Here is a 12,902-nt window from a genome sequence, read left to right on the forward strand (position 1 = left end):
GCTGGGGAGGGGGAGGGACGTCAGCCGCGGAAGATCTCCGTCACCGCGCGGGAGAGGTACCACGGGTCGACGACCGCCGTCAGCTCGCGTGCGGAGTGCATCGAGAGGATGGGTGCGCCGACGTCGACCGTGCGGATGCCGAGGCGGGTCGCCGTGAGCGGGCCGATCGTCGAGCCGCACGGCACGGTGTTCTTGGACACGAACTCCTGGCTCGGCACGCCCGCCCGCGCGCAGGCGCGCGCCCAGGCCGCGGCGCCGTGCGCGTCGGTCGTGTACCGCTGGTTCGCGTTGATCTTGAGGATCGGCCCGCCGCCCGCGAGCGGTCGGTTCGCGGGGTCGTGGCGCTCCGGGTAGTTGGGGTGCACCGAGTGCCCGACGTCGCTCGACACGCACAGCGAGGCGGCGAGCTGGCGGTGCCGCTCCTCGGGCGTCGCGCCGAGGCCGGTCGCGATCCGGTCGAGCACGTCCGCGAGGAACGGGCCCGACGCGCCGGAGCGTGACTCGGAGCCGATCTCCTCGTGGTCGAACGCCGCGAGCACGGGGATCACGTCCCCCTCGACGGGGGCGTCCGGCGTCCCGGCGACCTCGAGCAGCGCGACGAGCCCGGCGTGCACGGAGAGCAGGTTGTCGAGACGGCCCGACGCGAGGAACGCGCCGTGCGCGCCGAACACGCGCGGCGCCTGCGTGTCCGCGACGACGACGTCGTAGCCCGCGACCTCGCTCGCCCGGACGCCCGCGTGGTGCGCGAGCTCGGCGACGACGTCGGCGCCGCCCGGCCCGGCACCCGCGCCCACGGCGTCCGACCCCGCCGGGCCGGCCGCCGACGCCAGCCCCCACACCGGCTGCGTGTGCTGCTGCTTGTCGAGCGCGAGCCCGTCGTTCGCGGCGCGGTCGAGGTGGATCGCGAGCTGCGGGATGCGCAGCAGCGGCCCCGTGCGCACGAGGTGCTCCACGCCGTCGGACGTCACCAGGCGCCCGGCGAGCTCCAGCTCGCGGTCGAGCCACGAGTTGAGCAGCGGCCCGCCGTAGATCTCGACGCCCGCCTGCCACCAGCCCTCGCGCACGACGCCGGGCCGCGGCTTGAGCTTGAAGCCGGGAGAGTCGGTGTGGGCGCCGAGGATCGCGAACGGCGTCGTCGCGGTCGCGCCCGCGGGGACCGCCCAGGCGATCACCGCACCGTCCCGCACGACGACGTACCGCCCGCCCGCGCGCCCGTCGCCCTCGCTGCCGGTCGCCGGCGGCCACGCCGCCGTCTCGTCGAGCCGCTCGAAGCCGGCGGCCTCCAGGCGGCGCGCGACCTCGTGGGCCGCGTGGTACGACGACGGGGACGCCTCGACGAACGTCGCGAGCTCTTGGGCGTGCGCACGCGCGCGGTCGTGAGGGGTCGGGTCGGTCACGGCGGCGGGTGCGGTCGGTGAGGTCACCCGCCCATCATCGCCCACGGCGGGGTCCTCGCCCCGGGTCGCTGCCGGGAAGAGTCACCCGACGACGACCTCGAACGGTGCGCTGACGATCGACGTGGACGTGCCGGTCGTGCCGTGCCAGGCGTCGAGGTCGGCGGCGCTCCCGAGCGCGTCGACCTCGAGCACGTAGTAGCCGGTGTAGGTGCCGGGTGCGAGCGTGCCGCCGTCGCACGGACTCGTCGGGGTGATGCCGAAGGGCTGGCGCTCCCCGGACGCGAGGTCGATCGGGTGGAACGGGGCGGGCTCCATCATCGGCACGGCGACGACCACCGCGTCGTCGACGAGCACCGTGCGCGCGAAACCGTTCGACGCCGCGACGAACGGCTCCTCGCCGTGGTTCGTGAGCTCGAGGGACCCGACGTCACCGTCTCCGTCCTGCACGCCGGGGACCCCGGCGCCGCCCGGCCCGGTGAGCGTGAGCGTCGTCGTGGCGGCGAGGTCCGCCTCGGGAGTCCCGCACGCGACGGTCGTCCCGACGAGCGGTGCGACGACCTCCTGAGGAGCGGACGTGGCTGCGGGCGGGGGTTCGGTGGCACGCCATCCCGGGAGTCCCAGCGACACGGCCGCGACGCCGACCCCCACGACGCCGGCCGTCACGATCCCGGCCGTCGCGGTGCGGCGGACGCGTCGTCCGCGGCGGACCCGGTGCTGGACGTCGGCGAGCGGCAGCACGACGCCCTGGCGTCGTGGCGTGTCGGCGAGTTCGTGGAGGGAGTCGTCGAGGCGGGTCATGCGTCTGCCCTCCGAGGCGTCGTCGGGGCGTGGGGAGTCACGAGCCCGACCTGGTCGTCGGTGTCGTCGTCCGCCGCGTCGTCGAGGGGGCCCAGGAGGGTCTCGAGCTTGCCGACGGCGTTGTGCAGGTAGCGCTTGACCGTCCCCACGGAGAGCCCGAGGTGCTCGGCGATCCGCGGGACGGTGAGGTCGTCGTAGTAGCGCAGCACGACGCACGCGCGCTCCTGCGGCGCGAGCGCGCGCAGCGCGTCGCGGACGTCGGCGGAGGTGTCGGCGGCGTCCGCCGGGCCGTCCCGGTGCGGGGGAACGGCGACGAGGTGCTCGACGTCGCGCCAGCGTCGGGAGCGCCGGTACCCGTCGACGTACAGCGAGAGGATGGCACGGCGCACGTACGACTCGGGTGCGTCGGGCCATCGGTGGCGTCGGGACCGGACGAACACGCGGACCACGGCCTCCTGCGCGAGGTCCTCGGCGGCGGAGACGTCCCCGGTGAGGAGGTACGCGTAGCCCACGAGCGCGCTGCCGCGGTCCCGCACGAGCACCGTGAGCGGGTCGTCGGCGGGGCGGTCCTGGCCGGTCGCTGGTCGCACGGTCCTCCTCGAGGTGGGACGTCGCGGGTGCGTTCGTCCTGTCGCACCATGAGACGAGCGGCGCCCGCGAAACGTTGTACCGCGCGGGGCGCGGGCCTGCTCCCTAGGGTGGGTCCGTGAGCGCAGGCCGAGGAGCGGACGCGCCGGACCGCGCGACGACCTGGGTCGTCCTCCCCGGGCTGGCGCTGACGCCCGAGGACTTCGCGCCGCTGGCGGGCGAGCTCCGAGACGCCGCGCGCACCGACGACGTGCGCGTCCTGGACGCGTGGCGCACGCCGGTCACCGGGCCGGTCGACGCGGTGCGGACGGCCCTGCGGTTGGACGGCTCCGGACCGGTGGACCTCGTCGGTCACTCCGTGGGCGGGCTCGCCGCGCTGGAGTGGGCGCTGCTGCACCCGGGCGAGGTGCGCCGCCTCGTGCTCCTGGACCCGACGAGCCCGTGGGAGCCGCACCTCCCGGCCCTGCACCCGGGGCGGCCGACCGCCCGGGCGGGGGACGCGGCGGCTGCGATGGTCGGCAGCGCGCTCGCGACGGCCGGACCGGCCCTGCGGCGCGGGGCGGTGCGGGTCGTCGCCCGTCGCGCGGACCCGCTCCCGCGCGACGTGGCGCGGGTGCGCTACGGGAGCGCGAGCACCTGGACGATGCTCGCCCACGAGTGGTTCGCGAGCTGGGAGCAGGCGCCGCGGGTGCGCGCGCTGCTCGACTCAGGGCGCTCCCTGTCCACGGCGGCGGACCCGTTGCTCGTCACGGGTCTGCGCGGGAGCGCGCGGTTCCTGCGCCAGCAGCGCGAGCTGTCCGACCGGCTCGCCGTCCCGCGCGTCGGGCTCGCGGGCGAGGGGCACCTGTTCCCGCTCACCCGGCCCGACGTCGTCGCCCGCCTCGCGGCGGGCGCTCACCGCACGGAGCGGCGGACGCCGGGCGCGCCGCACGGGCACGCCCGGCCCTGACCGGCCCCCTGACCGGCCCGGATCGGCACGGGTCAGGTGATCGTCAGCCGGACCGGTGCCGAGACGAGCCAGCCCTTGTAGAGGCTGCCGCCCGCGGTCTCGGCGCCCCACGACCCGTCGACCTGCTGCAGGGCGTACCGCGTGATCATCCACGGGTGCACGACCTGCACCGTGTACTCGCCGGGCGGCAGCGACGCGTCCGAGGGCAGCCCCCACTCGCACGCCACCGCGGTGGTGACGACGTGGTCGAGCGGCTCGGTCGCGCCCGGCTCGAGGACGGCGTACGCCTCGGAGTCGGTGGCCGGCACGGTCGAGCTGACGATCACCCCGTCCCGGGCGACGACGTACGCCCGGAGCCAGCGGAAGTCGACCGTCTCGGTGCGCGCCGTGGGGAGCCCGGCGAGCCGGGCGGCGAGGGTGACCTCGGTCCCGCCCGCCACCGAGAGGGTCCCGGGGGTCTCGAGCCGTGCGAGGAGCTCGTCGCCGGTCGGGGCGGGCGCGGGCATGCCGCACTGGAGGTCCTCGTACGACGGCGCTGCGGGGAACGTCGTCGTCGGTCCTGGGAAGGCCCCGGGCACCGGGTCCGGGGTCTGCGAGGACGCGGACGGTCCCGCGTCGGGGTCGGCCGAGACCGTGAACGGCACCGACGGCGTCACGAGCCAGCCGTCGAAGAGCGGCTCGCTCGACCCGTCGGCGGCGGTCACGGGCTCGCCCCAGGCGCCGTCGCGCTCCAGCGCGTACGACGACACGACCCAGGGGACGACGACCGCGAGCTCGTAGTCGCCCGGCGGCAGCGAGGGCGAGTGCTCGGTGTCACCGTCGGGGTCGCACGAGGCGAACGAGTCGACCGAGGTGGCGAGGTCGAGCACGTCGCCTTCGGCGAGGTCGACCGGCGTCGCGCCGTCGAGGTTCGTGGGCGTCAGGGACGACACGACGAGGCCGTCCTGCACGACGACGTACCCGGTGAGCCCGGCCGGGTCCAGGACACTCACGCGCGCGGCCGGGTCGACGGACACGCGCCCCGTGACCTCGACGAGGTCGGAGGACGCCACGGTGACGGCGGCCGGGTCGACCGACGCCGTCGCCAGCACGTCGGTGCCCGTCGCCGTGGGTGCGGGCGCGCCGCACCGGAGCGCGTCGGTCGTGACGGGAGAGGGGAACGCGGCCCGGTACGTGGGTGCCGGGCTCGGCGTGGGCTCGGGGGTCGGGGCGGGAGCGGGCAGGACGGGGCGCGGGTCCTCGGCGAGCAGGGCGTTCGCGCCGACGCCCGCGGCGGCGACGGCGAGCACGGCGGCCGCGCCGACCAGGACGGCACGGCGACGGCGGACGTGGCGCACGCCGTCGCGGACGAGACCGGCGGACGTCGCGTCGTCGGTCTGGGGGACCACCTCGTCGGCGACCGACCGCAGCACGACGTCGAGGTCGACGGGGCCGGGGTTCGTGGGGCGGTTCATCGCGCACCTCCAGGGGCGGACGGGGCGCTCCCGCGGACGGGAGCCGTGACGGGCAGGTCGTCGTCGGCGACGCGCAGCGGGCCGAGCCGCGCCGCGAGCTTCGCGTTCGCGTCGCTCAGGTACCGCTTGACGGCGCCCTCGCTCAGCGCGAGCCGTTCGGCGACGTCCCGGACGGTGAGGTCGGAGAAGTAGCGCAGGACGACGCACGCGCGCTCACGGGGCGCGAGCGCGCCGAGCGCCTCGACGACGTCGACACGCGCCTGGACGACGGGCTCGACGCGGTCGGTGGGGACGGGCGGGGCGAGCAGGTGGCGCACGCCGTCCCAGCGGCGCCGCCGTCGGGTGCCGTCGAGGAACCCGCTGAGGACCGCGCGTCGCACGTAGCTCTCGGCGAGCGCGAAGTCGGTCGCCCCGCGGCCCCGCCGGAACGTCCGGAACAGGGCGTCCTGCACGAGGTCCTCCGCCTCCGTGACGTCTCCCGTCAGGAGATAGGCGTAGCCCACGAGGGCACGACGCCGTGTGCGGACGATCTCGTCCAGCACCTCTTCCCACCGCGCCATCGCGACCGCCTCCCCCGCTCCTGGAACCACTCTTGCCCTTCTCAACGACGGGGTCGAGGGTTTCGTTGGGGTGGGGGAGCTCGCGGTTCGGGGCGGCTCACGACCGGTCGGTGCGCCGCGTTTGTGACGTCCTGCACGAGTGGTCGTGACGTGCGCCACACGTGCGTAGACTCACCCCCATCGCTCCGGCAGGGGACCGGCGCGACGGTCGCGCGGTTCGTCAAGGAGGACGGATGCTCACGCTCGGTTCGGAAAGTCTCACCATCGTCACCGTCATCGCGGTGATCGCGCTCGTCGCGCTGGTCTTCGCGTTCGTCCTGCGCAGACAGGTCCTCGCCGCGAACGAGGGCACGGCGAAGATGCAGGACATCGCCCAGGCCGTGCAGGAGGGCGCCGGGGCCTACCTGAGCCGCCAGTTCCGCACGCTCGCGCTGTTCGCGGTGATCGTGTTCGGCCTGCTGTTCCTCCTGCCGGGCGACGGCGGCATCCGCGTGGGGCGCTCGGTTGCGTTCCTCGTCGGCGCCGGGTTCTCGGCGGCGATCGGCTACCTCGGCATGTGGCTCGCGGTGCGTGCCAACGTGCGCGTCGCGTCGGCCGCGACCCGGCCGGGCGGACGCACCGAGGGCGCGCGCATCGCGTTCCGGACGGGCGGCGTCGTCGGCATGTCGGTGGTCGGTCTCGGCCTGCTCGGCGCCGCGGGGGTCGTGCTCGTCTACAAGGGCGACGCCCCGGCCGTGCTCGAGGGCTTCGGCTTCGGCGCCGCGCTGCTCGCGATGTTCATGCGCGTGGGCGGCGGCATCTTCACCAAGGCGGCCGACGTCGGCGCGGACCTGGTCGGCAAGGTCGAGCAGGGCATCCCCGAGGACGACCCGCGCAACGCCGCGACGATCGCGGACAACGTGGGCGACAACGTGGGCGACTGCGCCGGCATGGCCGCCGACCTCTTCGAGTCGTACGCCGTGACGCTCGTCGCGGCGCTCATCCTGGGCAAGGCCGCGATGGGCGAGGAGGGCCTCGTCTTCCCGCTCGTGGTCACCGCGATCGGCGCGCTCGTCGCCGTGCTCGGCGTGTTCATCACGCGCGTGCGCGGCCAGGAGAACGGCCTCAAGGCCATCTACCGCGGGTTCTACCTCTCGGCGCTCATCGGCGCGGTGCTCGCCGCCGTCGCCGCGTTCGTCTACCTGCCCTCGTCGTTCTCGGCGCTCGACGGCACCGCGGACCTCGGCGACCTCTCGGGCCTCGCGGCCGACCCGCGCGTCGTCGCGAGCCTCGCGGTCGTCATCGGCATCGTCCTCGCGGGCATCATCCTGTGGATCACGGGCTACTTCACCGGCACGACGTCCAAGCCGACCCTGCACGTGGCGGCGACCTCGCGCACGGGCGCGGCGACGGTCGTCCTGTCCGGCATCGGCGTCGGGTTCGAGTCCGCGGTGTACACGGCGGGCGTGATCGCCGCGGCGATCTGCGGCCTGTTCCTGCTCGCGGGCGGCTCGGTCTGGCTCGCGCTGTTCCTCGTCGCGCTCGCCGGGTGCGGGCTGCTCACCACGGTCGGCGTCATCGTCGCGATGGACACGTTCGGCCCGGTCTCGGACAACGCGCAGGGCATCTACGAGATGTCGGTTGGCGAGTCGGGCGATGGCGACCCGGAGGCCGCGCAGATCCTCACGGACCTCGACGCGGTCGGGAACACGACGAAGGCCATCACCAAGGGCATCGCCATCACGACGGCGGTGCTCGCGGCGACCGCCCTGTTCGGGTCGTACGCCGATGCCGTGAGCCACGCGATGGCGGACGTCCAGACGGTCGGGAGCGGCCTCGTCACGGCGATGCTCGACTACGAGATCATCTCGCCGATCACGCTCGTGGGCGTGATCCTCGGCGCCGCGACGGTCTTCCTCTTCTCCGGTCTCGCGATCGACGCCGTGACGCGGGCCGCCGGGGCGATCGTCTTCGAGGTGCGCCGCCAGTTCCGCGAGCACCCCGGGATCATGACGTTCCAGGAGCGCCCGGAGTACGGCAAGGTCGTGGACATCTGCACGCGCGACTCGCTGCGCGAGCTCGCGACGCCGGGCCTGCTCGCCGCGTTCGCGCCCATCGCGGTCGGGTTCGGCCTGGGCGTCGGCCCGCTCGCCGGCTTCCTCGCCGGGGCGATCGGCGCGGGCGTCCTCATGGCGGTGTTCCTCGCCAACTCGGGCGGGGCGTGGGACAACGCGAAGAAGATCGTCGAGGACGGCGCCTACGGGGGCAAGGGCTCCGAGGCGCACGCCGCGACCGTCATCGGCGACACCGTCGGCGACCCGTTCAAGGACACGGCCGGCCCGGCGATCAACCCTCTCATCAAGGTCATGAACCTCGTGTCGGTGCTCATCGCCCCCGCGGTGGTGCTCATGAGCGTGCCCGCGGACGCGAACCACGCGCTGCGCATCGGCATCGCCGTGGTCGCGGCGGCGATCGCCTTCGGCGCGGTGATCATGTCCCGCCTGCGCGCGGCGCGGGTCGACCGCGAGGACTCGTCGGTCGAGCCGGAGCGGGTCGCGACCGGCGCCTGACCGGTCGCGGACCAGCGCACGAGGACGCCCGGGCCCGCGCGGCCCGGGCGTCCTGCCGCGCGGAGCCTCTCGCGTGCCCTCGGCCTACGGCCAGGCCTCCCGCCAGGCGTCGTAGAACACGTCGTCGTCGATCCGGGTCGGGTACGTGATCTCCCCGGGCACCGGGTCGGGTCCGGCGGTGAGCTCGACCGCGAAGTCGCCCCCCGCCGTGACCTGGACGGGCGTCCCCGCGGGAACCCGCACGGCGAGCTCGCGCGCGAGCGCCGCCACGTCCTCCTCGGTGAGCGGGGCGTGCTCGCCGAACTCGGCGCTCACCCGGTCGATCGCGGCGAGGCGAGCCAGCGCCGGGACCGCGGCGCCGACGTCCCGCACGTCGGCTGCGGTGAGCGGACCCGGCGTACGACCGGCCACGACGGTGCGGAAGACCCACGGTCCCGGTTCGCCCGGGCCGGGGACGTCGTCGTTGGCGGCGAGCACCGCCCCCAGGACCGCCGCGTCGGGGTCGTCGGCGAGCTCGTCGGCGAGCGCGACGGCAACCTCGACATGGTCCACGCGGACCTCGAGCCCGTCCTGCGTGACCGTGACCGCGGTGACGTCGGGTCGTGCACCGAGCCGGACCGCGAGATCGAGCGCCTCCGGCGAGGCATCGGCGTCAGTCCCCTCGAAGGTCACGTCGCCACCCTGGACGACGAGCGCGCCGGCGATCTCGGGGGCGGTGGACCGGGCGAGGGCCTGTGCGTCGGCGACGCGGGCCGGGTCGACCACGCGCAGCTCGAGGCGCGGGTCCGGGGAGGTCGCGAGCCGAGCCTCGGTGACGCCGTACTCGTCGTCGACGGCGCGGAGCGCGTCCAGCGCCGCGCTCGGGTCGTCCCCCGAGGCGACCTCGGCGACGAACGGTCCGGCGGTGACCACGACGTCGGTGCCCTCGAGCGGCTGCAGCTCGTCCCCGGGGAGGGCGAGGTCCGCGACGAGACGGGCGAACCGCTCGGGGTCGTCCAGGTCGACGCTCACCTCGCTCGTGCCGAGCTCGCCGCCGACGACGGCCGGGTCGTCACGGAGCGCGTTCCACGTGTCGAGGACGGCGTCGTTGCGCTCGCGGTCGGGACGGGCGCCGAGCGTCAGGTGCTCGACCTCGAGCGACCCGTCGACGCCGTCGTGCGCGTCGACGTACGCGCCGAGCTCGTGGAACAGCTCGGCCACGCGCTCCGCGGACGTGCCGGGCTCGACGACGAGGGTCCCGTGCGCGGAGCCCGCGAAGGGCAGGTCGTTCGACGCGTCGGTCTCGACCTCGGCCACGTCGGGCGTGCCGCGCCAGTCGTCCTCGAAGCGCTGGGCCTTCGCCGACCCCGCGTTCAGCGCGCACGCCGAGGTGAGGCCGACGACGAGGACGGCGGCGCACGACGTGGCGAGGGTGCGCGGGGCGACGGTCACGGTCGCCGATCGTAGCGGGGGCGGGGCCGGGGCCCAGGCGCTCCGGACGCGGCCTGCCCTCAGCCCTTGACGGTGAACGGCGCGCGCAGCAGCGCGTCGTCGCGGGACGACGGGCCGACGCGGAGCTCGAACTCGCCCGGCTCGACGACCCGGCGGCCCTGGGCGTCGACGAGCGTGCAGTCCGCGACGGGCACCTCGAGGTCGACCGTCACCTGCTCGCCGGGCGCGAGCGCGACCTTGCGGTACGCCTTGAGCTCCTTCTCGGCCCACGTCACCGACGTGACCGTGTCGCTCACGTAGACCTGCACGGTCTCGCGGACGGGCCGTGCGCCGGTGTTGGTCAGCGTGACCTGGGCGCGGACGACGTCGTCGGGGCCGTGCACGGAGCCCAGGACGCGCAGGTCCGCGTAGTCGACCGTCGTGTAGCTCAGGCCCTCCCCGAAGGCGAACGCGGGGCGCTGCGTGAGGTCGGCGTACCGGTCGCCGTGCTGGCCGCGCACCACGTTGTAGTAGGTGGGCTGCTGGCCGGCGTGGCGCGCGAAGGAGATCGGGAGCCGCCCCTCGGGCTCGATCTGCCCGAGCACGAGCTCGGCCACCGCCTGCCCGCCGCGCATGCCGGGGTTCGCGGCCCAGACGATCGCGGCCGCGGCGTGGGCGGACGGCGGGAGGACGAGCGGCTTGGACGCGACGACGACGACCACGACGGGTGTGCCGGTCTCGACGAGCGCGTCGAGCAGCCCGACCTGGCCGCCGACGAGCTCGAGCGTCGCGGTCGACTTGCCCTCGCCGACGAGCTCGATCCGGTCGCCGACGACGGCGACGACGAGGTCCGCGTCGCGCGCCACGGCCACGGCCTCGGCGATCAGCGCGTCGTCGGGCTCGGCCGGCACGACGACCTGCGGGCGCGGCTGCCCGTCGGGGAACAGCTCGCCCTCCGGGTCGGGCTCGAGCGTGAGGATGTCGGCACCGCGCGCGTGCGTGACCGTCCAGCCCTCGGGGACGTGGGCGCGGAAGCCGTCGAGGACGGTCGTCGTCATCTCGCGCGGATGCCCGTCGGGCAGCCAGTCGGCCTGCCCCGACGCTCCGGCCCAGTCCCCGAGCTGCGTGTGGTCGTCGTCCGCGTTCGGCCCGACGACGGCGACCGTGCGCCCGTTCGTGAAGGGGAGCGTGCCGTCGTTCGTCAGCAGGACGAGCGAGCGGCGCGCGACCTCGAGGTTGACGGCCGTGTGCTCCGCCGAGGCGATGACGGCCTCCTGGCGCGCGACGTCGGGGCGTCGCGGGTCCTCGAACAGGCCGAGCCGGAACTTCAGCGTGAGGATGCGGCGGACCGCCGCGTCGATCGCCGACTCCTCGACGAGCCCGCGCGCGACCGCCTCCAGCGCGCCCTCGAAGAACCTCGGCGTCGTCATGACCATGTCGTTGCCCGCGCGGACGGCGGCGGCGGAGGCGTGCACGTAGTCGGGCTGGATGTGCTGCTCCCAGACCATGCGGCCGACGTTGTCCCAGTCGGTGACGAGCGTCCCGGTGTAGCCCCACTCTCCGCGCAGGACGTCGTCGAGCAACCAGCCGTTGACGGTGACCGGCACGCCGTCCATGGACTGGTAGCCGAGCATGAAGGTCGCGCAGCCCTCGCGGGCGACGCGCTCGAACGGGGGCAGGAACCAGGACTGGAGCTTGCGCGGCGAGATGTCGGCCTCGCTCGCGTCGCGGCCGCCCTGCGTCTCGGAGTAGCCGGCGAAGTGCTTGGCGGTCGCGAGGACCCCGGTCGGGTCCGCGAGACCCTCGCCCTGGTACCCGCGCACCATCGCCGACGCGAGCTCGCCGATGAGGTACGGGTCCTCGCCGAAGGTCTCGTCGACGCGGCCCCAGCGCAGGTCGCGCGCGATGCACAGCACCGGCGAGAACGTCCAGTGGATGCCGGTCGCGGCGACCTCGACGGCCGTGGCGCGGGCCACCTGCTCGACGAGGTCGGGGTCCCACGTGGCCGCCATGCCGAGCTGCGTGGGGAAGATCGTCGCGCCGACCCAGAAGGAGTGGCCGTGGATGCAGTCCTCGGCGACGAGCAGGGGGATGCCGAGCCGGGTCCGCCCGGTGAGCGCGTGGGCCTCGAGCACGTTCTGCGGGGACGTGTGCAGCAGCGACCCCGCGTGCTTGTCCAGGACCGCCGGGCCGACGCCGTCGCGCGCGTCGAGCTGCAGCATCTGCCCGACCTTCTCGGGGAGCGTCATCCGCGCCAGGAGGTCCTCGACGCGGTCGGCCACGGGCAGCGCAGGATCGAGGTAGGGGAGGGTGCTCACGGACGGTCCTTCCACGGCGACGGCGACGGTTCCCGGGTGCGCGTCGAGCGTTCGCCGCTCACGCGCTCGGGAGCCCGGGCGCGGCCACTCTACCGGTAAAACTGAATAACCGGTAAGTAAGTTTGGCGCTCAGCGCCAGTGGTCCAGGAAGCGCGCGACCGTCTCCGTCGCGTGGTCCAGCACGCGCCCGTCCTCCGCCGCCGCGGACAGCAGCGCCGCGTCGACGACGTGCGCCACCAGGTCGACGTCCGACACGTGCGCGTGCCCCGACGCGTCCAGCACGGTCTGCGCCGCAGCGAGCAGGCGCGGCCGCGACGCGCGCATGATCGGCCGGAGCGCCGGGTCGCGCATCGCCGTCAGCATCGGGTCCAGCCGCACGTCGACCACCGTGTCGTCCACGTGCGGGGCGTACAGCGTCTCGATCAGCTCGCGCGCGGTCGCCGCGCTCGAACGACGTTCCCGCGACAGCGCGTCGGCCCGGTCCTGCGCCGCCGCGGCGCGCACGTCCTCCGCGGCCTCGACCGCCGTCGAGACCAGCGACGCGCTCGTCGGGAAGTAGTACGACGCCGAGCCCTGCGGCACGCCCGCCGCGCGCGCCACCCGGCGGTGGGTCACGGCGCCGAAGCCCTCCTCGATGAGCAGGTGCGCCGCCGCCTCCACCATCGCGCGCTGTCGTTGCGCGCTGCGCCCCTGCACCGTGGCGCGCGCCCCGTGCGCCGGGTCGTGGACCGTCCCGGCCCCCGCGTTCCCCCCGTCGTGCCGCGCCGCCCGGTCGATGGTGCCCGCTCCGTCGTCCACGCTGCCATCGTAGTGAGGCCGACACCGCGCGCCCGGAGACCCGGTACGCCGAGGTAGAGCCCTGGTTGGCCGAGGTGGAGC

At 75.0% G+C, this 12,902-nt stretch carries 10 protein-coding genes; 2 read left to right on the plus strand and 8 right to left on the minus strand.

Going from position 1 to position 12,902, the window contains the following annotated elements; genetic code table 11:
- Positions 1-20: 20 nt before the first annotated feature.
- The 3 genes from ABRQ22_RS16950 to ABRQ22_RS16960 all read right to left on the minus strand — a co-directional run bounded on the left by ABRQ22_RS16950 (position 21) and on the right by ABRQ22_RS16960 (position 2,785).
- On the minus strand, positions 21-1,397 hold the full coding sequence (locus tag ABRQ22_RS16950) for a M18 family aminopeptidase (RefSeq protein ID WP_353709569.1): 1,377 nt from the start codon (positions 1,395-1,397) through the stop codon (positions 21-23).
- Between the two features lie 81 nt (positions 1,398-1,478).
- A complete protein-coding gene (locus ABRQ22_RS16955) occupies positions 1,479-2,195 on the minus strand; it encodes a hypothetical protein (protein ID WP_353707566.1) in 717 nt (238 codons plus the stop codon).
- A complete protein-coding gene (locus ABRQ22_RS16960) occupies positions 2,192-2,785 on the minus strand; it encodes a sigma-70 family RNA polymerase sigma factor (protein WP_253055286.1) in 594 nt (197 codons plus the stop codon). The genes ABRQ22_RS16955 and ABRQ22_RS16960 overlap by 4 nt, the downstream gene beginning before the upstream one ends.
- Positions 2,786-2,901: 116 nt before the next feature.
- On the opposite strand from ABRQ22_RS16960, the gene ABRQ22_RS16965 reads away from it, so the two are divergent.
- Positions 2,902-3,732 (plus strand): alpha/beta hydrolase, encoded by an 831-nt coding sequence (locus ABRQ22_RS16965; RefSeq protein ID WP_353707567.1) that lies wholly within the window; start codon positions 2,902-2,904, stop codon positions 3,730-3,732.
- Positions 3,733-3,764: 32 nt separating this feature from the next.
- Here ABRQ22_RS16965 and ABRQ22_RS16970 read toward each other — a convergent pair whose 3' ends face one another.
- Together ABRQ22_RS16970 and ABRQ22_RS16975 are read right to left on the minus strand one after the other, a co-directional pair.
- A complete protein-coding gene (locus ABRQ22_RS16970; RefSeq protein WP_353707568.1) occupies positions 3,765-5,186 on the minus strand; it encodes a hypothetical protein in 1,422 nt (473 codons plus the stop codon).
- Positions 5,183-5,746, minus strand: coding sequence for a sigma-70 family RNA polymerase sigma factor (locus ABRQ22_RS16975; protein ID WP_253055289.1), 564 nt, complete (start codon positions 5,744-5,746; stop codon positions 5,183-5,185). Before ABRQ22_RS16975 ends, ABRQ22_RS16970 begins: the two co-directional genes overlap by 4 nt.
- A gap of 233 nt (positions 5,747-5,979) precedes the next feature.
- On the opposite strand from ABRQ22_RS16975, the gene ABRQ22_RS16980 reads away from it, so the two are divergent.
- Positions 5,980-8,295: a sodium-translocating pyrophosphatase gene (locus ABRQ22_RS16980; RefSeq protein WP_253055290.1), complete on the plus strand. Its 2,316-nt coding sequence runs from the start codon at positions 5,980-5,982 to the stop codon at positions 8,293-8,295.
- A gap of 84 nt (positions 8,296-8,379) precedes the next feature.
- Here ABRQ22_RS16980 and ABRQ22_RS16985 read toward each other — a convergent pair whose 3' ends face one another.
- The 3 genes from ABRQ22_RS16985 to ABRQ22_RS16995 all read right to left on the minus strand — a co-directional run bounded on the left by ABRQ22_RS16985 (position 8,380) and on the right by ABRQ22_RS16995 (position 12,821).
- Positions 8,380-9,726: a hypothetical protein gene (locus ABRQ22_RS16985; protein ID WP_353707569.1), complete on the minus strand. Its 1,347-nt coding sequence runs from the start codon at positions 9,724-9,726 to the stop codon at positions 8,380-8,382.
- A gap of 59 nt (positions 9,727-9,785) precedes the next feature.
- Complete coding sequence (locus tag ABRQ22_RS16990) at positions 9,786-12,023, minus strand: glycoside hydrolase family 3 N-terminal domain-containing protein (protein WP_353707570.1); 2,238 nt, start codon at positions 12,021-12,023, stop codon at positions 9,786-9,788.
- Positions 12,024-12,152: 129 nt separating this feature from the next.
- Positions 12,153-12,821, minus strand: coding sequence for a TetR family transcriptional regulator (locus tag ABRQ22_RS16995; RefSeq protein WP_353707571.1), 669 nt, complete (start codon positions 12,819-12,821; stop codon positions 12,153-12,155).
- Positions 12,822-12,902: the final 81 nt, after the last annotated feature.

Source organism: Cellulosimicrobium sp. ES-005 (assembly GCF_040448685.1).
In the GTDB taxonomy this organism is placed as follows: domain Bacteria; phylum Actinomycetota; class Actinomycetes; order Actinomycetales; family Cellulomonadaceae; genus Cellulosimicrobium; species Cellulosimicrobium cellulans_G.

Coding starts and splice junctions, on each gene's coding strand:
- ABRQ22_RS16955 (WP_353707566.1), bottom strand. CDS start 2,195: ATGACCCGCCTCGACGACTCCCTCCACGAACTCGCCGACACGCCACGA.
- ABRQ22_RS16970 (WP_353707568.1), bottom strand. CDS start 5,186: ATGAACCGCCCCACGAACCCCGGCCCCGTCGACCTCGACGTCGTGCTG.
- ABRQ22_RS16975 (WP_253055289.1), bottom strand. CDS start 5,746: ATGGCGCGGTGGGAAGAGGTGCTGGACGAGATCGTCCGCACACGGCGT.
- ABRQ22_RS16980 (WP_253055290.1), top strand. CDS start 5,980: ATGCTCACGCTCGGTTCGGAAAGTCTCACCATCGTCACCGTCATCGCG.